Annotated in this window: 20 protein-coding genes and 1 pseudogene; 11 read left to right on the top strand and 10 right to left on the bottom strand. The window is 55.2% G+C overall.

The annotated features are described in order from the left end of the window. Positions 1-65: 65 nt before the first annotated feature. From D906_RS03030 to D906_RS03045, 4 genes are all read left to right on the top strand, one after another. On the top strand, positions 66-1,172 hold the full coding sequence (locus D906_RS03030; protein ID WP_027615271.1) for an efflux RND transporter periplasmic adaptor subunit: 1,107 nt from the start codon (positions 66-68) through the stop codon (positions 1,170-1,172). Beyond that, positions 1,169-4,261: an efflux RND transporter permease subunit gene (locus D906_RS03035; RefSeq protein WP_027615272.1), complete on the top strand. Its 3,093-nt coding sequence runs from the start codon at positions 1,169-1,171 to the stop codon at positions 4,259-4,261. The genes D906_RS03030 and D906_RS03035 overlap by 4 nt, the downstream gene beginning before the upstream one ends. 64 nt (positions 4,262-4,325) lie before the next feature. Then, positions 4,326-5,618 (top strand): beta-ketoacyl-ACP synthase II, encoded by a 1,293-nt coding sequence (fabF, locus tag D906_RS03040; RefSeq protein ID WP_027615273.1) that lies wholly within the window; start codon positions 4,326-4,328, stop codon positions 5,616-5,618. After that, positions 5,615-6,844 (top strand): multidrug effflux MFS transporter, encoded by a 1,230-nt coding sequence (locus D906_RS03045; protein ID WP_027615274.1) that lies wholly within the window; start codon positions 5,615-5,617, stop codon positions 6,842-6,844. The genes fabF and D906_RS03045 overlap by 4 nt, the downstream gene beginning before the upstream one ends. A 480-nt stretch (positions 6,845-7,324) precedes the next feature. On the opposite strand, the gene D906_RS03050 is transcribed toward D906_RS03045, so the two are convergent. The 4 genes from D906_RS03050 to D906_RS03065 form a co-directional block, all read right to left on the bottom strand. Next, on the bottom strand, positions 7,325-7,882 hold the full coding sequence (locus D906_RS03050; RefSeq protein ID WP_027615275.1) for a hypothetical protein: 558 nt from the start codon (positions 7,880-7,882) through the stop codon (positions 7,325-7,327). An 80-nt stretch (positions 7,883-7,962) separates the two neighbouring features. After that, complete coding sequence (locus D906_RS03055; protein WP_027615276.1) at positions 7,963-8,346, bottom strand: hypothetical protein; 384 nt, start codon at positions 8,344-8,346, stop codon at positions 7,963-7,965. Between the two features lie 2 nt (positions 8,347-8,348). Beyond that, positions 8,349-8,819 carry a hypothetical protein gene (locus tag D906_RS03060; protein ID WP_027615277.1) on the bottom strand — a complete coding sequence of 157 codons (471 nt, stop codon included), beginning with the start codon at positions 8,817-8,819 and terminating at the stop codon, positions 8,349-8,351. A gap of 49 nt (positions 8,820-8,868) precedes the next feature. Then, a complete protein-coding gene (locus tag D906_RS03065; RefSeq protein ID WP_097156141.1) occupies positions 8,869-9,273 on the bottom strand; it encodes a hypothetical protein in 405 nt (134 codons plus the stop codon). Between the two features lie 119 nt (positions 9,274-9,392). Here D906_RS03065 and D906_RS03070 point away from each other — a divergent pair, with 119 nt between their 5' ends. Continuing rightward, positions 9,393-9,854: a helix-turn-helix domain-containing protein gene (locus D906_RS03070; RefSeq protein WP_027615279.1), complete on the top strand. Its 462-nt coding sequence runs from the start codon at positions 9,393-9,395 to the stop codon at positions 9,852-9,854. A 270-nt stretch (positions 9,855-10,124) separates the two neighbouring features. On the opposite strand, the gene D906_RS03075 is transcribed toward D906_RS03070, so the two are convergent. The 5 genes and pseudogenes from D906_RS03075 to D906_RS03095 all read right to left on the bottom strand — a co-directional run. Then, entirely contained in the window at positions 10,125-10,592 is a 468-nt protein-coding gene (locus D906_RS03075) for a hypothetical protein (protein ID WP_027615280.1), read from the bottom strand. Between the two features lie 4 nt (positions 10,593-10,596). Next, entirely contained in the window at positions 10,597-12,480 is a 1,884-nt protein-coding gene (locus tag D906_RS03080) for a hypothetical protein (RefSeq protein WP_027615281.1), read from the bottom strand. After that, positions 12,467-14,284 carry a site-specific integrase gene (locus D906_RS03085; protein WP_143503490.1) on the bottom strand — a complete coding sequence of 606 codons (1,818 nt, stop codon included), beginning with the start codon at positions 14,282-14,284 and terminating at the stop codon, positions 12,467-12,469. The genes D906_RS03080 and D906_RS03085 overlap by 14 nt, the downstream gene beginning before the upstream one ends. Before the next feature lie 3 nt (positions 14,285-14,287). Then, positions 14,288-15,391: a tyrosine-type recombinase/integrase gene (locus D906_RS03090; RefSeq protein ID WP_081741864.1), complete on the bottom strand. Its 1,104-nt coding sequence runs from the start codon at positions 15,389-15,391 to the stop codon at positions 14,288-14,290. A gap of 442 nt (positions 15,392-15,833) precedes the next feature. Beyond that, positions 15,834-16,292 (bottom strand): annotated as a pseudogene (locus tag D906_RS03095) (DUF808 family protein); the annotation flags it as partial. Positions 16,293-16,424: 132 nt separating this feature from the next. Between D906_RS03095 and D906_RS03100 the strand changes: the two are divergent. Next, entirely contained in the window at positions 16,425-17,036 is a 612-nt protein-coding gene (locus tag D906_RS03100) for a TetR/AcrR family transcriptional regulator (protein ID WP_019099536.1), read from the top strand. Between the two features lie 133 nt (positions 17,037-17,169). Here the strand turns inward: D906_RS03100 and D906_RS03110 are convergent, their stop codons facing one another. Beyond that, entirely contained in the window at positions 17,170-17,610 is a 441-nt protein-coding gene (locus D906_RS03110; RefSeq protein ID WP_025754770.1) for a heme-binding protein, read from the bottom strand. Between the two features lie 257 nt (positions 17,611-17,867). Between D906_RS03110 and gcl the strand changes: the two genes are divergently transcribed. From gcl to pyk, 5 genes are all read left to right on the top strand, one after another. Beyond that, the gene (gcl, locus tag D906_RS03115) at positions 17,868-19,643 is read left to right on the top strand and encodes a glyoxylate carboligase (protein WP_016711737.1); all 1,776 of its coding nucleotides are present in this window, start codon (positions 17,868-17,870) and stop codon (positions 19,641-19,643) included. 53 nt (positions 19,644-19,696) lie between these two features. Then, the gene (gene hyi, locus D906_RS03120) at positions 19,697-20,479 is read left to right on the top strand and encodes a hydroxypyruvate isomerase (protein WP_016711738.1); all 783 of its coding nucleotides are present in this window, start codon (positions 19,697-19,699) and stop codon (positions 20,477-20,479) included. Between the two features lie 53 nt (positions 20,480-20,532). Further along, the gene (locus D906_RS03125; protein ID WP_027615284.1) at positions 20,533-21,426 is read left to right on the top strand and encodes a 2-hydroxy-3-oxopropionate reductase; all 894 of its coding nucleotides are present in this window, start codon (positions 20,533-20,535) and stop codon (positions 21,424-21,426) included. 218 nt (positions 21,427-21,644) lie between these two features. Continuing rightward, positions 21,645-22,919, top strand: coding sequence for a glycerate kinase (locus D906_RS03130; protein WP_025754769.1), 1,275 nt, complete (start codon positions 21,645-21,647; stop codon positions 22,917-22,919). Next, positions 22,916-24,331, top strand: a complete 1,416-nt coding sequence (gene pyk, locus D906_RS03135; RefSeq protein WP_027615285.1) for a pyruvate kinase — start codon at positions 22,916-22,918, stop codon at positions 24,329-24,331. The genes D906_RS03130 and pyk overlap by 4 nt, the downstream gene beginning before the upstream one ends. Positions 24,332-24,485: the final 154 nt, after the last annotated feature.

Raw genomic sequence — 24,485 nt, forward strand, 5'->3', positions numbered from 1 at the left:
CCGTTGACAATATTGGTCACTGGTATAAAAATGGGATTCTTCAAGCCTCTTGAGAAAGGGATCCCATGCGCCTTCGTCCCGCCGCATTAGTCGGCTGCTTATTACCCTTCGTCCTAGTAGCGTGTGGAGAACCTTCTCCCGACAAAGACGCCAGGGACAAACCCCCATTGGTCAAATCAGCAATGGTGAAGGACGCGGCCCTGCCCTTGCGCTCCTTCACAGGTGTCGTTGTGGCACGAACCCAAAGTGATCTTGGCTTCCGCGTATCGGGAAAAATCCTGCAGCGATTAGTAGACACCGGGGAAACGGTCAAGCGAGGTCAGCCTTTGATGCGCCTTGATCCCGTTGACCTGAAATTGCAGGCGCAGGCTCAACAGGAGGCCGTGGCCTCTGCCAAGGCGCGTGCGAAACAAACGTCAGACGACGAGGCACGTTATCGCGACCTGGTAGCCGAGGGCGCTGTCTCAGCGTCGACATATGATCAGATCAAGGCGGCGGCTGATTCCGCGAAGGCACAACTCAGTGCGGCAAAGGCGCAGGCCGATGTGGCCACCAATGCCACCAGCTACGCGACGCTTCTAGCGGATGCCGACGGAGTAGTGATGGAGACCCTGGCCGAGCCAGGTCAGGTTGTAAGCGCCGGACAGGCTGTGGTGCGTGTGGCAAGGGCCGGGAGCCGGGAGGCCATTGTCCATCTGCCAGAAACGCTGCGCCCGGCTCCCGGTTCAGTGGCCAAGGCCACCCTCTATGGGAGCGCAAATCAAGCCGTTCCCGCCAAGCTGCGATTACTGTCGGATGCGGCTGACAACCTGACCCGTACTTTTGAAGCTAGGTATGTACTTACCGACCCACTGGCTAACGCGCCACTGGGGGCAACCATCACTCTTGAAATCGAACAGACAACATCGGTGACCGATCTGCGAGCAGTGCCAATCGGAGCGCTGGTTGATCAAGGCAAGGGAACCAGCGTATGGGTCATCGCTGGAGAGCCAAAGAAGGTTAACTTGAAGCCTGTCCAAGTACACAGCATCACTGACGATGCGGCCTTGGTTGTCGGCGACCTACGTCCAGGTGATCAGATCGTGGCCTTGGGTGCCCACCTGCTACGCGAAGGTGAAGAAGTCATGCTTGACTCCTCCTCTTCCTTAGCCAGTGCCGGGAGTCAGCCATGAGCGATTCTCGCTTCAATCTTTCGGCTCTGGCAGTGCGTGAGCGATCCATAACCCTGTTTCTTATTCTAGTGATCGCAGTCGCTGGCACCATCGCGTTCTTCAAACTAGGGCGAGCGGAAGATCCTCCATTCACCGTAAAACAGCTAACCATCATCACTGCGTGGCCGGGCGCCACGGCCCAGGAGATGCAAGATCTCGTCGCCGAGCCGCTTGAAAAGCGCATGCAGGAGCTGCGTTGGTATGATCGGAGCGAGACTTACACGCGGTCAGGTCTAGCCTTCACCGTTGTCTTCTTGATGGATAAAACGCCACCTTCGGCTGTTCAAGAAGAGTTTTACCAGGCCCGCAAGAAGCTAGGTGACGAAGCGAAGACCCTTCCAGCAGGTGTGGTCGGGCCAATGATCAATGACGAGTTCTCCGACGTAACGTTTGCAGTTTATGCCTTGAAAGCGAAGGGTGAGCCGCAGCGTCTGTTGGTCAGGGATGCCGAATCACAGCGTCAACGCTTGCTGCATGTGCCAGGGGTCAAAAAGGTCAACATCATAGGCGAGCAATCTGAGCGGATTTTCGTTTCGTTTTCCCATGACCGCCTAGCGACGCTAGGGATTACGCCTCAGGATATTTTCACGGCTCTGAATTCCCAGAATGCTCTGACCCCCGCCGGTTCAGTAGAAACACGTGGGCCTCAGGTTGTGGTACGCGTAGATGGTGCCTTTGATCAACTGGAGAAGATTCGTGAAACGCCTGTAAATGCCCAGGGCCGCACCCTCAAGTTGTCCGACGTTGCTGAAGTAGAACGCGGTTATGAGGATCCAGCCACTTTCTTGGTACGCAATGGTGGTGAACCCGCCTTGCTCCTGGGCATCGTCATGCGCGAAGGCTGGAATGGGCTCGACTTAGGCAAGGCGCTGGAAAGCGAGACAGCGAAGATCAACGACAGCATGCCCTTGGGTATGTCGCTAACCAAAGTGACGGATCAGGCGGTGAACATCACGTCCTCCGTTGACGAGTTCATGATCAAGTTCTTCGTTGCGCTGCTGGTCGTCATGCTGGTTTGCTTCATCAGCATGGGGTGGCGGGTCGGCGTAGTCGTAGCGGCAGCAGTGCCGCTCACACTGGCAATCGTGTTTGTGGTAATGGCCGCCACAGGCAAGAGCTTTGACCGAATCACGCTGGGTTCCCTGATCCTGGCGCTGGGTCTGCTGGTTGATGACGCCATCATCGCTATCGAAATGATGGTGGTGAAGATGGAGGAAGGCTACGACCGCATCAAGGCATCCGCATACGCCTGGAGTCACACAGCAGCCCCAATGCTCTCAGGGACTCTGATCACAGCGATTGGCTTCATGCCAAACGGTTTCGCCCAGTCCACCGCTGGGGAATACACAAGCAACATGTTTTGGATTGTCGGCATTGCCTTGATTGCCTCTTGGATCGTGGCAGTTGCCTTCACGCCTTATCTGGGCGTCAAGCTGCTACCGGAGATCAAGACCGTCGCAGGGGGGCATGCAGCCATCTATGACACCCCGCATTACAACCGCTTCCGCTCGCTTTTAAGCCATGTAGTTGCTCATAAATGGCTTGTGGCGGGCGCGGTCTTGGCTGCCTTCACCGCCGCTGTCCTCGGCATGGGTTTGGTGAAAAAACAGTTCTTCCCTACGTCCGACCGTCCAGAGGTGCTGGTTGAGTTGCAGATGCCATACGGCACGTCTATCGCGCAAACCAGTGCCTCTGCGGCCAAGGTTGAATCGTGGCTCCGCGAGCAGAAGGAGGCGAAAATTGTCACCAGCTACATTGGCCAGGGCTCTCCTCGATTCTTTTTAGCAATGGCGCCTGAACTACCAGATCCGTCGTTCGCAAAAATTGTCGTCCTGACTGAAAACCAGGAAGCCCGCGAAGCTTTGAAGCACCGACTTAGGGAAGCTGCATCTGAAGGACTGGCTCCGGAAGCTCAAGTGAGAGTGACACAGCTGGTCTTCGGCCCCTATTCCCCCTATCCCGTCGCATACCGGGTGATGGGGCCAGACTCGTCGCAACTTCGTCAGATCGCCGACCGAGTGAAGGGCGTGCTGTATGCGAGCCCTATGATGAAGACAGTTAATACAGACTGGGGCTCGCTTGTACCGACACTCCACTTTTCGCTAGACCAAGATCGCTTGCAGGCGGTGGGCCTGACATCTGAAGCCGTATCGCAGCAGTTGCAGTTCTTGCTTAGCGGAGCGCCAATCACCTCGGTACGTGAGAACATTCGTACAGTCCAGGTTGTGGGCCGTGCAGCGGGAGAAGCCCGTCTTGATCCGGCAAAAATTGAAGCTTTCACTTTGGTTGGCTCTGGTGGCCAACGTATTCCGTTGTCACAAGTCGGTGATGTCAGCATTCGAGGAGAAGACCCAATACTGCGTCGGCGTGATCGCACGCCTACCATCACCGTGCGTGGTGACATAGCAGAAGGTTTGCAGCCGCCTGACGTTTCCATGGCGATGTGGAAAGAGCTCCAACCCATCATCGAGTCACTGCCAACGGGTTACAAGATCGAGATGGCCGGCGCTATCGAAGAATCTGGCAAAGCCAGCCAAGCAATTGTGCCGCTGCTACCGATCATGGTGGCTCTTACTCTATTGATCATCATCCTCCAAGTGCGCTCAATCTCGGCCATGGTCATGGTCTTCCTGACCTCTCCGCTGGGGTTGATCGGCGTAGTGCCGATGTTGCTGCTCTTCGGCCAGCCATTTGGCATAAATGCGCTAGTCGGCTTGATCGCGCTCTCGGGCATCCTGATGCGCAATACGCTGATTCTCATCGGACAGATTCATAACAACCAAGTCGATGGACTCACGCCATTCGACGCTGTGGTCGAGGCCACCGTACAGCGAGCACGCCCCGTCCTATTGACCGCATTGGCAGCAATCCTGGCATTCATCCCGCTAACCCACTCCGTGTTCTGGGGCACGCTGGCCTACACCCTCATCGGCGGCACCTTCGTAGGCACGATTATGACGCTTGTGTTCCTGCCAGCGATGTATTCCATCTGGTTCAAGATTGGCCCGCAAAGACGCAAGGATGCGAGCGGCGCGCCAGGCCAAGCCTGATCGAACAATCGGCGCCTGGTTCGAGCTTACTTGGGGCAGGCGCTTGACCTTACGAGAGATAGATATGAAGCAAGACATGACTCATAAGCGCATCGTGGTAACGGGCGCCGGTATAGTTAGTCCATTGGGCTGCGGTATTGAAGAGGTATGGCGTAGATTACTCTCTGGCCAATCCGGGATAGTCAAGCTGCCCGACGACATCGTCGAAGGTACTGGTGTCACCGTTGGTGGACGGGTGCCGTCGATTGAAAAGGATGCAGTAGCAGGGTTTCACCCAGACCTACTGATAGCAGCCAAAGAGCGCAAGAAAATGGATCGGTTCATCGAGTTCGCTCTGGTAGCTGCCGATGAAGCTCTCCAGCAAGCTGACTGGAAACCGGTCACACAGGAGCAGCGCTCACGCACTGCTACAGTCATCGCCTCTGGGGTGGGCGGTTTCGGTGCTATTGCCGATGCGGTACGCACTACCGATACCCGTGGCCCACGCAGGTTGTCGCCATTCACCGCCCCATCCTTCCTGGCCAACATGGCAGCAGGTCATGTTTCGATACGCTTCGGCTTTCAGGGGCCACTCGGCGCTCCTGTCACAGCATGTGCCGCAGGCGTTCAGGCCATCGGCGACGCCGCTCGAATCATCAGAAGCGGTGAAGCGGATATCGCCATTTGCGGGGGCACCGAAGCGGCTATTGATCGCGTCACACTGGGCTGCTTCGCAGCGGCACGGGCGCTTTCTACAAGAGACCTGAATAATCCACACGAAGCATCACGCCCTTTCGACGATCTTCGTGATGGATTTGTCATGGCTGAGGGCGCGGGTCTGCTGGTGATTGAATCTCTTGAACATGCGCTGGCTCGTGGTGCTCATCCCCTGGCCGAGCTAGTCGGTTACGGAACGAGCGCAGATGCCTATCATCTCACCGCTGGCTCGGAGGACGGCAGTGGCGCCAGTCGCGCTATGCAGCAGGCCCTTCAACAAGCTGGCGTAGCTCCCCAGGCCGTGGATCATATCAATGCACATGCCACCGCCACGCAAGTTGGTGACAAAGGTGAGTTAGCGGCGATTCGTGCGGTATTCGGCACCGACAGCGGTGTAGCGATAACGTCAACGAAATCGGCCACCGGCCACCTTCTGGGTGCTGCAGGAGGTGTTGAAGCTATCTTCACGGTACTTGCATTACGCGATCAGATGATACCACCCACTCTGAACCTAACGCAGATCGATGAGGCGGCAGAAGGTCTTGATCTCGTCGCACTGTGCGCCCGCAAAAAAACAATGACGTATGCGCTATCTAACGGCTTTGGTTTCGGCGGAGTGAATGCCAGCGCACTGTTTCGCCGTTGGGAGGCCAGTGTATGAATAGCCAGCTCGAAGCTCGGACGGAGGAGCGTGAAGTCCGACATCGATTCGCTGATACTCTCTCGACAAAGGTGATTGTCCTACTCGCAAGCCTTGCGGCTATAAGCAACTTGTCCACGAATATCATCCTTCCCGCATTCCCTGATATTGCAGGCCAACTCAACGTTAAACCCCAGGAGCTTGGACTCACCCTTTCAAGTTTCTTCATCACATACGCGTTGGCACAGTTGGTGGTCGGGCCACTGGCAGACCGCTATGGGCGCATGAAGCTAGTGGTCGGGGGGCTGATAATTTTTGTTGCAGGGACTTTTTGGGCAAGTACCGCAAGCACGCTCGGCATGCTTATTATCGGGCGCATTATTCAAGCACTTGGAGTATGTGCAGCGGGCGTATTGTCACGGGCGATAGCGCGGGATCTATACAGTGGCGAAACGTTGGCGAAGGCTTTGTCGCTGACCATGATTGCTACAGCGACAGCGCCTGGGTTTTCGCCTTTGATAGGAAGCGTCCTCAACACAACTCTAGGATGGCGCGCCCTTTTTGTCGCAGTAGGTATTAGTGCTGGTTTGATCGCAATATTTTATGTAAGAGGTGTAGGAGAAACTCTGCCCATCAGCCGTCGCGCTATTCAGTCCAAGCGAGCTATTATCAAAGCTTATGGCAAGCTTCTTGGTGACAGGAAATTTATTCTACCTGCGCTGGCAACGAGTCTTTTGATGAGCGGACTTTTCGCCTCTTTCGGTGCGACACCTGCCATATTGATGACGGGTATTGGTCTCACGTCATTACAAATGGGTCTCTATTTTGCAGCAACGGTGTTCATAGTCTTTGCAGCAGGCATGGCAGCGCCCCGCTTGGCTCATCGATTTGGGGGGCAAGCCGTAGCACTAGCCGGTCTATACACCGCTTTCATAGCCGGGGTGTTATTGATGATAGGGCCGAAAGAACCAGGTTTGGGATGGTACTCTCTGTCAATGGTACTCTTCCTTTGGGGGATGGGGCTTGCGAACCCTCTCGGAACGGCTATTACAATGGGGCCATTCGGCAAGGAAGCGGGTTTAGCTTCAGCTTTACTCGGCTTCCTCACTATGGGTCTAGGCGCAGCTTCCACTTGGATCGTATCAACTCCAAATGTTCCTACTAGCATTGCCCTAGGAGCGACTCAAAGCGTTGTTTGCCTATTAGGATTACTTTTCTTCACCATATACATTTACATAAAAAGGTAAATTTTATGCGCAAGCTTTAGAGCGAATAAAATTTTGGAAACATGGCAGAACATTGCCAAGGTCTGGTTCTGGTGCATAAAAAATCTATGGTCACCCCATTTTTAGACGGCGAAACTCTACGAGACGAGACATGGGGGTGTGTTCCTTGGGGGCTATGATCGGGTCAGCTTACAGAAATCGCCGAGGAAAGTCTTAGTCATCTCAGGTCGAGCTTGCCCGAAAGTCTGTAGCTCAGTGAAGCTGACTCGCCTTCCAGAAACTAGCGATGTAACTCATTTCCTGGAATGTAACAGCGCCAACGTTACATTCCAAAAACCACGTTACAAGCCCCATGGACATTGGGTTTGCGACCAAACCACAAGCGGAGCGCGCCGGCCAGGGATGGCCGAAAGGCGGGAGGATCAAAGCCCGGAGGGCCAAGACCCGCAGTAGCGGGGCTTGGTTCACGAGAGCCGTCCGCGACAGCGGCCCGCCCTGGGATCAGCGGTGCAGTTTGCTGAAACGCTCTACAAGCAATGAGGGTGCAATTGACTTCCACGTGTCAAGGACTGAAGTTTTGTGAAAGAGATAAATACCGCAACCTACAAAGAATCCCCCAGTCAAAAGTCCTGTGACTGAGGCTGCCGAATTTATAAAGCCCCAAGTCGAGCGACCGTCGATGAAAAAATCCACTCCAAAGACCAGGGCAATCCAACTCAATACAAATGCCACAGCAGCCCATATCGCAGCAATCACCCAGAAGTGCAGCTGCACTTTATAGCGCATGCTCGGCACGCGCAGGAGCCTTCCGCTCGCGGTCTTGGCTGCAAGGACAATTGCCGTGTTCTTCACTTTGTTTTTTGAGTTCTGCACGAGAGCATAGAACTCAACATGAGACCCTTTTTCCAGATCTTCATAGATCTGAATCGGAACTTTGACATTGGGGATTAACACCCCGTCAACTTTCATGATGACTTGCACGAAACCCGAGAGATGCTCGAAAACTCGAATATCCTCTAGGCAGCCAGAAAATTTTAGGTATTCAAACTTTATAAACACTTACAGCTCCTTGCTCGGGCCCAAATTTTAGGCAGGGGGAGGCCTTGGGCACACCTTGGCGTGCCCAGGCTCGATCTAAATCAGTGCAGTTGAGTATTGGGGAAGTGGTCTCCAACCAAGCGGCAGAAATCCCTCAGGCTCCGGCGCCCACCATCACGGCGAAAAGTAGCCACGACGTACTTGGAGTTCATGGTCGTGATCACCCAGAACCTACCTTCTTTCTTAATAGCCACGATGTCGGATGTCTGGATCAGATGCCCATCAGCAAACCGACCATGAGGCCCTTGCCGAACGTGCCCAAAAACCACGCCAACGGCACTCAGTCGATGAATGTGGACATTCACCAGAAACGCGGTGATCTCGCCCTCATACCGCTGGCCTACAGCCCGAGCGATCCGCAGCAGATCGAAATCGCTGTAGCGCTTAACGTGGAAGTCGACCGCTACCGTGTTGTCCTCTGTCATGCCTACGCCCTCCGGGGCTCTGATGCAGCACTGGCCTGAGCCATACCCCGTCGATACAGCTCTTTGACGTCGTTCAGGGAGTCGGCACCGAAACCAGCCTCATGCGTATCGACGTACACAGCACCACCTTCTACTTCCAGAACACAGACGACCACACCAGCTTGGTTGTGTCCCATGGAGAGCGACATGAGCTTCTCCATCTTCCAACCGGCATCCTTGTTCATCCAGCTCGGGGTAACGGCTTGGACTTCATGCACAACGAGATCTTCATCCTGAGCAACCAGCAGCTCGACGAGGCGCATCTCATCGTTGAGCATCTCCTCATAATTCCTGAATTGGCCTTCATGAAAACGCTGAACGCTCACGTGGTACCAGTGGGTAGCGAGCGCTCGGGAAACGCCGTGCCAATGCATGAGTCCATCGCCAAACATGCCTGGGATGCCGGCCATGTCAGCTTGGTGGGAACGGAACATATCTTGATCTCTGAAACAGTCGAGTCGTCACAAGCGGGGGCCGCGACACCTAGAAGATTGAGAAGATGCCTTGCAGCGAAGACGACTTGCGTTGTCCTGGCCCTTTGAGCACGTAGACGGTGTTTCTAGTCTCGAAGAGGTAGCCTTCATTGAAGGTTCTAGCGATTGTCGACCGCACCCAATCGCCAGGCTCGAAACGGCGCTGTTCGTCATGCACGACCTTGTGGGCAAACAAGAACATGGGCTGACATCCTGCCGCAGATACCTTGGCCTGCTCATCTTCCGTGAGGATGGCATCCAAGATCACCCACTCCTCGACAACGCAAAGAGGCATCCACTTGAAGTGTTCTCGAGCTGCGAGGAGCAAGTCATCGAGTGGCAGTTCAGAGCCCACCAGATCAATGCCTCCCTCCCCCATCAGACCGTCGCTGAACGGGTCATCCATCAAGCACATCCCCGGTTCTATTTCCCATAAATTGCTGGCTAAGCCGCGCGACCGCCAAAACAACAACTATAGACGTTTGTTTGGCGGCAGGCAAACGGGGCATACCTCTTGGTTTTTGGGGATTCGTAATGTCGCTCCGTCAGTCCTTCGCGGCAGCGCTACAGGTACTGCGCCTGCGCAAAGGGATATCTCAGCCCGCGATGGCCAAGCACGTGGATCAGCGGACTGTTAGTAACCTGGAGTTGGCCAAGAGCTCTGTGACCTTGGATACGGGCTATAAGCTCGCCGCAGGACTAGAGATTGAGGCAGTGACCTTGGTCGCTCTCACCATTGCTTCGCACCACCAACGGACGGCTCGAGAAATACTTCTCGCTTCCCTCGCTGAGATAGAGGCGCTGGATCTCGCTGATGCCGCTGTCCCTGCCGAGCCGGAACGGCTGACCCCTCTGAACATTTCAGGAGCAAGGGAAAAGCTGGAAGCAGTCCAAGAGCTGAAGGCAAAAGGACTCACCCAAGCTGAGGCTGCAAGGCAACTGGGCATGCCTGAGTCGACGTTGCGTCGGTTGTGGCACCAAGCATCAAAGGGCTGATGTTCAGAGCAGCATAGGAGAAGCCACCGCTCTTAGTGCCTACCCTAGATACAGAGATGCAAGTGTAATACAACTGCGAGGTGAGGAAGCCGGGATGGGAACTGCGAATGGCCGTCTTAGTGGGTTGCTTATTTTCAAGCCAAGCGACCGCCATTTGTGAAGGGTGGTGGCAGGCCCATAGGTGCTTTACTCCCGCTAGTCTAGACCTGTTCATTACCACCTTGAACAGTCGACACGCTCCTGCCGGGGCATTACTTATTTACAACAGCCTCACTTTACCACTTTGAGCTGCCTGAGCCGATTATTTTCTTCTGTCAAAATTTTTATGCGGGTTTCATTCCGCTGCCTCATGACATCAAGATTTTCGAGATCTCGCTTCATATCAATTACACGATGAAACCAATGCCCAGCCTTCCGACGAGCAATCTCCAACTGACTTTCTAGATGTGCAATACGATCCTTATCAGACTTTTCAAGATTAGCACTAACAACCGCACCGACCGCCCTTTCCCGCTTGATCCTTTCGAGCTCTGAAAGCGGCCACCCTAGCCCCCCCTCAATCAGACTGTTATCCTTAGATCGGTTTCGTATGGTATTTCGGTGAACCTTCGCTTGCTTAGCTAGACTGGATTGCGTAGCAGGAAGTTTGGCATCCTTCTCGATCTGCGCTAAAGCAGCTGTGATTGCCAAAGTCACCAATTCGAAGTCTTCAGAGTTCTTTGAATCAAATGCTGACATGAAGTTAACCCACAGTAAGCGACGCGATTACACCGTTGGCTTCTGCAACAGCTGCTTCAAACTGTTCTTTACCATAGAAAAACCGAGGATCATTCAGCATTTCCATATTGTGATCTCTCACAGCCTTCCATCCAGGAATATGCTCATCAGTAATCACCGCATTTTTGCATTGGTTTGGATTACACCGCAACTGACCTATACATGGCGCACCTTCTGATCCGCCTGGATCATCTTTCCGGCCTGAACAATAGCCAAGTGCAGTATTCGCAAAAACCGCGTCAGTCAGCCTGCCCAGTTCACCCATAATCTCAGGCTTTGTAAAACCAGCCCCCATCATTCCTTCGAAATAATCCTGCCTCCTCTGGGCGAATTCACGAGCGCCGCCTCCTGAGACAACCGATTTAGGGGAGAAGATTTTCTCAACCTTCTGCTTCTTAAATTCCGACAGGAAGAAACCTGCCATTTGAGACTGAAGTAACGCAGCACTGTTACCATAAACCATAGTAGCCTCTGATGGCAGACTTAGCGCTTGATCATACACATGTTTCAACTGATAACTAATATACGGCATACCTAGGTTTGCTTTGATCATTTGCCGCGTAAGTGAATGCTTAAATTGATGGGAGTTAAAAACCCAACCCGCGAACGTCTCACCACGATCAATTTTAGTGAAATACTTCTTCATGGCAACATGAAAACCTGAATATGAGTAACCTTTCTTCCCTTCTGCCCCATTGTCCATATCAGCCCCTGTCATCAGATTATTTTGTGAAAACAGGTAGCTACTACCTTTAATAGGCGCGAGCGCCTCTAATGCCTCAACCGCATCAATAACTGCATCAATAGCCACCCAGCTTTCATCACTCAAATCTGCAGCAGACTTAGTCTTAAATACTTTTCCAGTGACCACATTATAACCATCAGCTTTGCTCCGACACCCCATTCTCAAACTCGTGAGCTCTGAAAAGCGACCACCAGTATATAAACCGACAACACATTGCGAGGCCATATTAACCTCTTGCAAATAACCGGCAATCTCACCGATTGAAGTACCATGACGCCTCAATCTCTTTTCAATATAGCTTTTTCGACCACCACCGGCATAAGCAGCACGATATTCCACATACTGTCCGAACAGGTACTTCATGTCGTGATTTGCGATTGCATCACTAGGTGCGTATTCGTATACGTCCTCATTCAGTAGCGGCAACCCCATTCGAAGTAAAAAATCTTTCACTCGCGCCAATGACGAATAACTAGCCTCAGCAAATTGCTCGTCAGTCAACCATCGTACTTCCCTCCCATCACCCGTATCCTCAGGGACTACGTCTTGCTTGGGTTTAGATAGAATCTCCTTGATACGAAGATTCGTTTTGGCGTCAAATTTCATGACCCCACCAATTATTTGACCAGCGGCAGCACTAAAGACCAGGTTCAAAACTGGCTTGAGCTCACTCCGATTCCCACCATAACCAATAAGAGCAGACTCGACATCCGCCTCTGTGATATCAGCCAGAGAAACATCCAAAGAAAGTATATCATTTGCAACCAAAAACTTTTCCAGCAGCCTAAGGATTACTTTTGCCCGAGGAACTACTGTTTGTGCCTTCAAGTTCCTTTTCCCACGAAACCATGATGGGATTTTGAGGTAATATAAAAATATTGCCTGCAACTCGACAATAATCCTAGGGCTGACTTGACGCTCACCCCAATTTATCCTCAACCGTGTTGCATCAATAGAACGCGCTCGTTCTTTGGTATCCGCTACAAAATCCCAGACAAGATCTCCGACTAACGAAACCGCCGAAATCCTGATACTTGCGACGAGCTCGCAACAACCTCCCTTTTTGGCCTCATCAAGTAGAAATTTTACTTCAGCCTCTTTCATGTTTGCCCCTCACCAAGAAAGGATCCGTGTAAACTTCGATATTTTTAGACTGCTGATTTGCCATGCAAAGAACCTCCTCAGAAAAGTCGCTGTTCTCCCCTAGAATTCCATCCAGAACACTAAGATTCTGGATGAGTACAGCGCGATGCGTTGTAGCACCTGCACCATTTTCTAATGCAAACTTATAACCCCGCTGCATTGCAAATAGTCTAGGCAAGTGCTCTTCCAAAATGACAACCTTCGAACATCTCAAGCACATATTGAAATTTGTGCATGCCTGCCCTTCTACCCACCCTGTTGCCTTCTTAATTCGGGCTGGCGGGTTATACACATCGAGACAAAGCGCTGTTGCAGTAGAAAAAATAATTGCCGGATCATTAGTTTTCTTCATTGCAATTTCTTTGGGGTGCCTAATTTGCTCCTCCCTATTCTTTCGAATATTAGAAAGGCACTTGTGGAGCTCTCGCCTAGCTTTCGGAGCAAAATTATGCGCAGCAATGTATCTCATTGTAGTAACAACATCGCTATGTCCAAGAATCGCTTGAGTTACGGAAATGTCTACTCCCGCCCCCAAAAGCCTGGACACTAATGATGGCCGCAACCGGGAGATGTTAATTTCAAGAGCCTCACCATGATCATCTCGCAAGTCATATTTATCAACCATATATCGGCACCATTCAAACATATACCTATTAGGCTGGAGCAAGTTTCTTACCTGCCCCGATGCAGGCCCATGTGTAGGCATATAAATGAACAGGTAGTCTTCTTCACCATCAACAACCTCAGGTCGAATAGACCCTGTGATATCAAGAACTCGATTCCAGATTTCTTCAATTTTACTAGACTGCTTAACCTCAAGAGGCATGACATCTTGCTTTTCAGCACTGACTTTATCTAAATTACCGGTCAAGAGACCCTCATGCAGATCTGTATCACCCTGCCCCCTACCTTTCCAGTAATAGATACAAGGCTTACCGGTTAGAGGATGAGATTTGATGTAGTCAGTTGTCTTAAGAGATTGCGCAGGGGTTGCATTTAAGCCTGTCCAAGTTACAAGCTTGAATAAAAAAGGCATAATCACATAAGCATCAAGCCCCATAATCACACCCCATCGAAGGAAGAGAACTCTTGTTCCGCCATGTTTCTTTGCAGCCATGTAGAATTTCTTTTGAGAATGACTCATGGTTTTAGAGTAAACAAAAGGCTCACAGTCAAGCTTATTCTCAAACCACCATTTCAAGTTGTTTTCATCATCGCTCCATCCTGGAGCAAAACGAGTACCGATAAAATCCGGGGGCCGCCCACATCCAGTAGGGATGTAGCCCGACATAAGCTTGCTTTCGACGAAGGTGATTTCTTCATCGAGCGCCCTATCGAAACTCTGAAACTCGCTCTCTGAGAACGAATTCCGCGTCGAAGTTTCCCGGAAGGTAGGATCAAGGACTACATCCAAAAAGCTCCGGTAATCATAAAATGAATTCACGACTGCATATGAGAGAACTCCGCGCACAGCGGATAAAACTGTCGCCCGGTATGACGAAGAGTAGGGCTGAAAATCCATGTGGTTTTTGAGATGAACCAAAAAGTATTGGTCTATCTCCTGCCCTACGCGTATCACTTTGCCTGCAAATCTCACATCGGAAGCTAGAAAGTTTATGACTAGACTTTTCGCCCCCTTGTACGTTGATTTAGTAGCTGGAACAGTGTACCTAGCTATACTTGCATCGAAGATTGCGTGAACTTCAGCCAAAGGATTATCTTGAGTTGCAATAGGCAGGCTATGTTCAAATACAGAGTAGGTCACGGCTCATTTTTTCTCTTTGCTACGCGACAGATAGGTCGCTTGATAAATTTTGCTGGCCTCAATATATCTCGGCTTTACGTACTTAACGCCTAGCTCATCAACAAACAGCATAGGAGAGACGCCTGCATAAATATTGGTCGTGGACAAAAACTCATGACCTAACTGCTCCTTAATTAATATCAACTTTTGAACGTGATCATCACCAAGCTCTCCAGTTAGGAAAGTGAGAGCCGTACCATGCCTCAATCGGTGAGGACTCACTGTTCTTGGTTTAAATCCAACTCTTTTGGCAGTGTCGGCTATGAGCTTCTGAATTCCCTTGACGGTGATCGGTTTTCCAAAAGAATTCAAAAACGCAGGCTTAGCATCCTTACAATACGCAAACCGATAACGGGAAGAACTATGGTACTTCTTGATTCTAGAATACATCGCACGAGTAATTATTACAGTTCGTTCCTTTGGGACTCCCGCGCGCCCTTTACTTCCTCGCACCGTAAGAGGAAGGTAAGCCAATTCAGCTGGCAACCCTTCTAACTCATCTATGTCATCCTTAGTAATTCTTATTAATTCTGATACACGCAGACCCAGATCATATAATGTGTGGACGGCGCATCGGTGCGATTCCCAATACATCCCTTCAAGTAACTTACAGACTTGCTCTTGAGTGACATACCTTGGCCTTTTCCTTTTCGGTTTCGGCGTGTCTAGCCCTGTATTTTCGAAGCCACTACTTTTCCTAACTCGACCACCTTCGCTCGACGCGAGCCAGACAAACAGCCCCTTTATAATTGTTTCCCGCAGCCTAATATAGGCAGCTTCGAGCCCTTGACCTTTAAGCAAGACCAAATATGCACTTATTACAGTGCGAGAAATACCGCACAAAATATCATCAACAGTATACCCCTGATAAACACCTAAACCCTCAAGATGCTCACAAAAGCCCTTGATATGATCGGCATATAAAAGGATTACCGGAAGTGGATGCTTATTAGTTTCAGCCTTAGCCTTTAAATAAGAACTTGGTAGCTCTGCAATACTTCCATCTTTGGAAAACAGCACTGGACATAACTTTAACTTACCTTGCGTTCTGATATTAACAATCTTCATGGCGCAAACGATAAAGATTAGCCTACGCCATCGCAAGAAATAATTCGCCTAACTTTAGAACATTTTCTTACTGACACAACAATAAATATAACCAGCAATTTTAATTTAATTATTGATTAATTATCCATATATTGCCCAAGACAAATAAAAGACAAGTAATCAGCGCAACGAGGGGTCGCTTCCAAGCAGTTGGTAGATGGATAACAGCCATCAAGCATGGTGCTCTCGCAAAATCGCACCAAGCGCAGGATAGGAAGGGATTTGGAGTGTGTTGCTTCGAGCTGCCTCTTAACACGCCAGCAGATTTGAGCATCGAGCCTTGCCCTAGCTATAGCAGCGGAGCATTGGAAAGGCGGTGAGGGATGGCCTCCGTGTGGAACGGGGGAGCTGCTTAAAAGGTAGGGAAGGAAGCCGTATTGTGCACTTTAGGATGGTAGACAAAAAGAATGAAGTCGGTGCGCACCGCGCCCTTGATCTTGGTTTTCTCGAACGCCACCAGGTCGACATTGGCATCGGCCACCGCCTCCTTACGGGCTTCGTGCTCAGCCTCATCCTCCTCTTCGCTGTGCAAGAACTTGTGTGCCAGCTTCTCGAAACCCTCGAAGCACAGGTAAGCACCACCCACCATCAGCAGCGGCGTCACCGCCCAAGGGATGAACGCGCTGATCAACAGCGCCGCCGGCACCAGGATGGCCTTGTTCACCATCGACCCTTTGGCCACCGCCCACACCACCGGGATTTCGCGTTCGGCGCGCACACCGGTGACCTGCTGGGCATTCAGCGCCAGGTCGTCGCCCAGCACGCCTGCGGTTTTTTTCGCTGCCACTTTGGTCATCACCGAGACGTCATCGAGCACCGTGGCGATATCGTCGATCAGTACCAGTAGACTGCTTCCTGCCATGTTTGCGTGTATCCAGATGTGTATGTGCCATCGATTCTAGCCCAAAGCCGCTGCCTTGAGCCCCCGTCGAGCCCGGTGCTACCATGCCCGATCCCTCTTAGAGGTGGCCAGACACGAGGAAGATCCCTGACCATGAGCACCATTCGCGAGCGCAACAAGGAACTGATCCTGCGCGCGGCCAGCGAGGAATTCGCCGACAAGGGCTTCGCCGCCACCAAGACCAGCGATATCGCGGCCAAGGCCGGCCTGCCCAAGCCGAACGTGTATTACTACTTCAAATCCAAGGACAACCTCTACCGCGAGGTCCTGGAAAGCATCATCGCGCCAATCATGCAGGCGTCGACGCCGTTCAATGCCGACGGCGACCCGAAGGAAGTGCTGAGTTCATACATTCGATCGAAGATCCGCATTTCGCGTGACCTGCCGCACGCCTCCAAGGTGTTCGCCAGCGAGATCATGCACGGCGCCCCGCACCTGTCGCCGAACCAGGTGGAGCAATTGAACGAGCAGGCCCGGCACAACATCGAGTGCATCCAGCGCTGGATCGACCGCGGGCAGATCGCCCATGTGGATGCGCACCACCTGATGTTCAGCATCTGGGCGGCGACACAGACCTATGCGGATTTCGACTGGCAGATTTCTGCGGTGACCGGCAAGGCCAAGCTGGCCGACAGCGACTATGACGCGGCGGCCGAGACCATCATTCGCATGGTGTTGAAAGGCTGTGAGCCTGAGGCAGCCTGACAGGGCCAGTGGGTGCTTTGCAGCCCAATCGCCGGCAAGGCAGCTCCCACAGGTACACCACAGTTCTTGAACACTGTGCCGTACCTGTGGGAGCTGCCTTGCCGGCGATCAGGCCAGAACAGGCGATAGAGATTTAGGCTGCTACCCCCGCATCCGCCTTCAACCCCACCTCCTCGATCGCACTGATCGCGCACTGCTCGTCGATATCCGACGTATCCCCGCTGATCCCGACAGCACCCAGCACCTTGCCAGCCTGATCACGAATCAGCACACCACCCGGTGCCGGTACCACCGGCCGCTCCCCCATCCCGTTCAACGCGGCAAAAAACGCCGGGCGCTGCTGCGCATCCAGCGCCAGCAAACGCGACCCCTTGCCCAGCGCAATCGCACCCCAGGCCTTGCCCGTGGCCACCTCAGGCCGGATCAGGCTGGCGCCATCCTCGCGCTGCAGCGCCAGCAAGTGCCCGCCGGCATCCAGTACCGCCACGGTCAGTGGCGCGGCGTTGATCTTGCGGCCCGCCGCCAGTGCGGCATTCACCAGGCTGACAGCAACGTTCAGGTTCAAAGCGTTCATGGAAAGGTCCTCTTCTTGTTGTGAGAAGCCCTGAGGGCAGTTGAAAACCGATAGAACAAATAGAACACAACGAGATGTATTTTTGTATACAACATTTTGAAACGATCGTATGCGATGACGCAAATCGCCGTTTTCACGGGCGCTCTGGCGAAAGCCAGCTTAGCCGATGAAAACCCATTGACCTGAGGCGCCAGCCGTGAATACACTCTGTCGCAACGCAAGTTGTATACAATTACAAAATCGATGAGGCACAAACCATGAGCAAAATGAGAGCAATCGATGCAGCCGTTCTGGTCATGCGCCGTGAAGGTGTAGATACCGCGTTCGGCATCCCGGGGGCTGCCATCAACCCGTTGTACTCGGCCCTGAAGAAAGTCGGTGGCATCGATCACGTCCTCGCTCGTCACGTCGAAGGTGCCTCGCACATGGCCGAGGGCTACACCCGTGCCAACCCGGGCAACATCGGCGTGTGCATCGGCACTTCCGGCCCGGCCGGCACCGACATGGTCACCGGCCTGTACAGTGCCTCGGCCGACTCCATCCCGATTCTCTGCATCACCGGCCAGGCCCCGCGTGCCCGCCTGCACAAGGAAGACTTCCAGGCGGTAGACATCACCAACATCGTCAAGCCGGTGACCAAGTGGGCGACCACCGTTCTGGAACCAGGCCAGGTGCCTTATGCCTTCCAGAAGGCCTTCTATGAAATGCGCACCGGCCGCCCAGGCCCGGTACTGATCGACCTGCCGTTCGACGTGCAAATGGCCGAAATCGAATTCGACATCGACGCCTACGAGCCGCTGGCCATCAACAAGCCGTCCGCCACCCGCGTGCAGGCCGAAAAAGCCCTGGCCCTGCTCAATGACGCCGAGCGCCCACTGCTGGTGGCCGGTGGCGGCATCATCAACGCCGACGCCAGCGACAAACTGGTCGAATTCGCCGAGCTGACCGGCGTGCCGGTCATCCCGACCCTGATGGGCTGGGGCACCATCCCGGACGACCACGCACAAATGGTCGGCATGGTCGGCCTGCAGACTTCGCACCGCTACGGCAACGCCACCCTGCTCAAATCCGACCTGGTGTTCGGTATCGGTAACCGCTGGGCCAACCGCCACACCGGTTCGGTCGACGTTTACACCGAAGGCCGCAAGTTCGTGCACGTCGACATCGAACCCACCCAGATCGGCCGCGTGTTCACCCCGGACCTGGGTATCGTTTCAGACGCTGGCAAAGCGCTGGACGTGTTCCTGGAAGTGGCCCGCGAGTGGAAAGCCGCCGGCAAGCTGAAGTGCCGCAAGGCCTGGCTGGAAGACTGCCAGCAGCGCAAAGCCAGCCTGCAGCGCAAGACTCACTTCGACAACGTGCCGGTCAAGCCGCAGCGCGTATATGAAGAAATGAACCAGGTGTTCGGCAAGGACACCTGCTACGTCAGCACCATCGGCCTGTCGCAGATTGCCGGCGCGCAGTTCCTGCATGTGTACAAGCCACGCCACTGGATCAACTGCGGCCAGGCCGGTCCGCTGGGCTGGACCATCCCTGCCGCGCTGGGCGTGGTCAAAGCCGACCCCAAGCGCAAGGTTGTCGCGCTGTCGGGTGACTACGACTTCCAGTTCATGATCGAAGAGCTGGCAGTGGGCGCGCAGTTCAACCTGCCGTACGTGCACGTGCTGGTGAACAACGCCTACCTGGGCCTGATCCGTCAGGCGCAGCGTGGCTTCGACATGGATTACTGTGTACAACTGGCGTTCGAGAACATCAACTCCACCGACGCTGCCACCTACGGTGTCGACCACGTCGCCGTGGTCGAAGGCCTGGGCTGCAAGGCCATTCGTGTGTTCGAGCCGGCAGAAATCGCCCCGGCCCTGATCAAGGCACAGAAAATGGCCGAAGAGTTCCGCGTGCCGGTAGTGGTCGAAGTGATTCTCGAGCGTGTAACCAACATTTCCATGGGCACCGAGATCAACGCGGTCAACGAGTTCGAAGACCTGGCCCTGGTCGGCAACGACGCGCCAACCGCCATCTCGCTGCTGGACTGATCGCCTGACGCCCCCAGGCTTACCTGGGGGCCTTCAACGCAAGGAGACAACCCATGCCTCGCTTCGCTGCCAACCTGTCCATGCTGTTCACCGAACAGGACTTCCTGGCCCGCTTCAAGGCTGCCGCCGACGCTGGTTTCAGCGGTGTCGAATACCTGTTCCCGTACGACTTCAGTGCTGCCGAAATCAAGCAGCAGCTGGAGGCCAACGGCCTGACCCAGGTGCTGTTCAACCTGCCTGCTGGTGACTGGGCCAAAGGTGAGCGTGGCATCACCTGCCACCCTGATCGCATTGAAGAATTCCGTGCCGGTGTCGACAAGGCCATCGAGTACGCCAAGGTGCTGGGCAATACCCAGGTCAACGCCCTGGCCGGCATCCGCCCGCAAGGCCCGGACTGCGCCACCGTGCGCAAGACCTTCGTGGAAAACCTGCGCTACGCCGCCGACAAGCTCAAAGCCGCCGGCATTCGCCTGGTCATGGAAATGATCAACACCCGCGATATCCCGGGTTTCTACCTGAACACCACTCAACAGGCGCTGGAAATCCAGGCCGAGGTGGGCAGCGATAACCTGTTTCTGCAGTACGACATCTATCACATGCAGATCATGGAAGGTGACCTGGCGCGCACCCTGGAAGCCAACCTGCCACTGATCAACCACGTCCAGTTGGCCGACAACCCCGGCCGTCACGAGCCAGGTACCGGCGAGATCAACTATCGCTTCCTGTTCGAGCACCTGGACCGCATTGGCTACCAGGGCTGGGTGGGCGCGGAATACAAGCCCAAGACCACCACCGAAGCAGGCCTGGGCTGGCTGAAAACGCACAACGCAATCTGAACGAGCCGGGCGCGCAGCGCCTGATGTGAACAAATACAAAGAGGCACATTGTCATGGCTAAAATCGGTTTCATCGGCACCGGCATCATGGGCAAGCCCATGGCCCAGAACCTGCAGAAAGCAGGTCACAGCCTGTTCGTTTCCACCCATCACGACGCCGCGCCAGCCGAGCTGATCACCGCCGGTGCAGTGGCCCTGGCCAATCCGAAGGAAGTGGCACAGGAAGCCGAATTCATCATCGTCATGGTCCCGGACACCCCGCAGGTCGAAAGCGTCCTGTTCGGTGAAAACGGCGTGGCCGAAGGTGTGGGCCCGAACAAGGTGGTGATCGACATGAGCTCGATCTCCCCTACCGCCACCAAAGCCTTCGCCGAAAAAATCAAGGCTACCGGCGCCGCCTACCTGGACGCTCCGGTATCCGGCGGTGAAGTCGGTGCCAAAGCCGCGACCCTGAGCATCATGGTCGGTGGCTGCCCGAAAGCCTTCGAGCGTGCTCTGCCGCTGTTCGAAGCCATGGGCAAGAACATCACCCGCGTAGGTGGCAACGGCGACGGCCAGACTGCCAAGGTGGCCAACCAGATCATCGTTGCCCTGAACATCCAGGCTGTTGCCGAAGCCCTGCTGTTCGCTGCCAAGAACGGCGCCGACCCGGCCAAGGTGCGTGAAGCCCTGATGGGCGGCTTCGCTTCATCGAAAATTCTTGAAGTGCATGCCGAGCGCATGATCAAAGGCACCTTCGACCCGGGCTTCCGCATCAACCTGCACCAGAAAGACCTGAACCTGGCCCTGCAAGGTGCCAAGGAGCTGGGCATCAACCTGCCCAACACCTCCAATGCCCAGCAAGTGTTCAACACCTGCCAGGCGCTGGGCGGCGGCAACTGGGACCACTCGGCGCTGATCAAAGGCCTGGAGCACATGGCCAACTTCTCGATCCGCGACGACCAATAAAACCTACCGGCCTCATCGCGAGCTGCGCTCGCTCCTACAGGATCAGCGTAAGGCCCGTAGGAGCGAGCAAAGCGCGCGATTGAAGCACACGCTGACTGACCTGCGACCACGGGTCAGCCAGTGACACCGAGCAACACCCGCCCCTGGTTCGGCCTGCACGGAGGCAGTTCCAGGGGCGTTTTTGATTCTGCAGAACAACAATAATCTGGGAGCCTGCCATGTCGGTCGATCCGCAAAAAATTCTCCGCGAGCTGTTCGACACAGCCATCGCTGCCGCCCACCCCCGTCAAGTCCTCGAACCCTACCTGCCCGCCGACCGTAGCGGCCGGGTGATTGTCATTGGCGCCGGCAAGGCCGCAGCCGCCATGGCCGAAGTGGTCGAGAAAAGCTGGCAGGGCGAAGTCTCTGGCCTGGTCGTTACCCGCTACGGCCACGGCGCCAATTGCCAAAAAATCGAAGTGGTCGAAGCCGCACACCCGGTCCCCGACGCCGCCGGCCTGGCCGTGGCCAAGCGCGTGCTGGACCTGGTCAGCAACCTCAACGAAGACGACCGCGTCATCTTCCTGCTGTCTGGCGGGGGCTCCGCCCTGCTGGCGCTGCCGGCCGAGGGCCTGACCCTGGCCGACAAGCAGCAGATCAACAAGGCACTGCTCAAATCCGGCGCCACCATCGGCGAGATGAATTGCGTGCGCAAGCACCTCTCGGCGATCAAAGGCGGCCGCCTGGCCAAGGCCTGCTGGCCTGCCACCGTTTACACCTATGCGATTTCCGATGTACCGGGCGACCTGGCAACCGTCATCGCCTCCGGCCCCACCGTGGCCGACCCGAGCACCTCGGCCGATGCCCTGGCCATCCTCAAGCGCTACAACATCGAAGCGCCGCAAGCGGTCATCGACTGGCTGAACAACCCAGCCTCGGAAACCGTCAAAGCCGACGACCCGGCCCTGGCCCGCAGCCACTTCCAGTTGATCGCCAAGCCCCAGCAGTCGCTTGAAGCCGCCGCGGTCAAAGCCCGCCAGGCCGGGTTCAGCCCGCTGATTCTCGGCGACCTGGAAGGCGAGTCGCGCGAAGTGGCCAAGGTCCATGCCGGCATCGCCCGGCAAATCGTCCTGCACGGCCAGCCGCTCAAGGCGCCCTGCGTGATCCTGTCCGGCGGTGAAACCACCGTGACCGTGCGCGGCAATGGCCGTGGCGGGCGCAACGCCGAGTTCCTGCTCAGCCTTACCGAAAGCCTGAAAGGCCTGCCGGGTGTGTACGCCCTGGCCGGTGATACCGACGGCATCGATGGCTCGGAAGAAAACGCCGGTGCCTTCATGACCCCAGGCAGTTACGCCCGCGCCGAGGCCCTGGGCCTGTCGGCCAGCGATGAACTGGACAACAACAACGGCTACGGCTATTTCGCCGCCCTGGATGCGCTGATCGTCACCGAACCAACCCGTACCAACGTCAACGATTTCCGCGCCATCCTGATCCTTGAGACTGCCCAATCATGACGCCTGATAAAAAAGTAAAGATCCTCGCCACCCTCGGCCCTGCGATCAAAGGCAAAGACGACATCCGCCAGCTGGTCGAGGCCGGTGTGAACATCTTCCGCCTCAACTTCAGCCACGGCGAACACGCTGATCACGCCTTGCGCTACCAGTGGATCCGCGAAGTCGAGCAGCAGCTCAACTACCCGCTGGGCATCCTCATGGACCTGCAAGGGCCCAAGCTGCGTGTTGGCCGCCTGGCCGAAGGCAAGGTGCAACTGCAGCGTGGTCAGTCATTGCGCCTGGACCTGGACACGACGCCAGGCAACAGCGAGCGGGTCAACCTGCCCCATCCGGAAATCATCGCCGCGCTGGAGCCGGGCATGGACCTACTGGTGGACGACGGCCGCCTGCGCCTGCGGGTGACCGCCAAGCACGCCGACGCCATCGACACGACCGTGCTGAACGGCGGCGAGCTGTCTGACCGCAAGGGCGTGAACGTGCCGCAAGCGGTACTCGACCTCTCCCCGCTTACCGAAAAAGACCGCCGCGACCTGGCCTTCGGCCTGGAACTGGGCGTGGACTGGGTGGCCCTGTCGTTCGTGCAGCGCCCGGAAGACATCGTCGAAGCCCGCCAGCTGATTGGCGACCGCGCCTACCTGATGGCCAAGATCGAAAAACCATCGGCCGTCGAACAGCTGCAAGCCATCGCCGAACTGGCAGACGCCATCATGGTGGCCCGTGGTGACCTGGGTGTGGAAGTGCCCGCCGAAAGCGTGCCGCAGATCCAGAAACGCATCATCGGCACCTGCCGCCAGCTGGGCAAACCAGTGGTGGTGGCCACGCAGATGCTCGAATCCATGCGCTTCTCGCCGGCCCCGACCCGCGCCGAAGTCACCGACGTGGCCAATGCCGTGGCCGAAGGTGCCGATGCGGTGATGCTGTCGGCCGAGACCGCCTCAGGCGACTACCCGCTGGAAGCCGTGCAGATGATGAGCAAGATCATCCGCCAAGTGGAAAACGGCCCGGACTACCAGGCCCAGCTCGACGTTGGCCGGCCAAAAGCCGAAGCCACCGTATCGGACGCCATCAGCTGCGCCATCCGCCGTATCAGCGGCATCCTGCCGGTTGCAGTGCTGGTCAACTACAGCGAGTCGGGCACCTCCACCCTGCGTGCTGCACGCGAGCGGCCACGGGCACCGATCCTCAACCTGACACCGAACCTGAACACCGCTCGCCGCCTGAGCGTGGCGTGGGGCGTGCATTCGGTGGTCAACGACCGCCTGCGCCAGGTGGACGAGGTTGTGTCGACTGCGCTGGAGATTGCCCAGGCGCAAGGCATGGCCAGCCGTGGCGACACGTTGTTGATCACGGCCGGTGTGCCTTTTGGCAAGCCGGGCTCGACTAACACGCTGCGGATCGAGACCTTGATCTAAGCCACTGCACATCTCCTGTGGGAGCGGGCGTGCCCGCGAAGAGGCCAGCAGGGGCAACAATGTTGCCTGTACTGACGCATTCGCGGGCACGCCCGCTCCAACAGGGTCGGTGGTGCTTTACAGAACAGCGGAAAACCCGAGGCCCAAAGAGGCC

It is taken from the genome of Pseudomonas sp. LAIL14HWK12:I1 (assembly GCF_003202095.1).
GTDB classification, from domain to species: Bacteria; Pseudomonadota; Gammaproteobacteria; order Pseudomonadales; family Pseudomonadaceae; genus Aquipseudomonas; species Aquipseudomonas monteilii.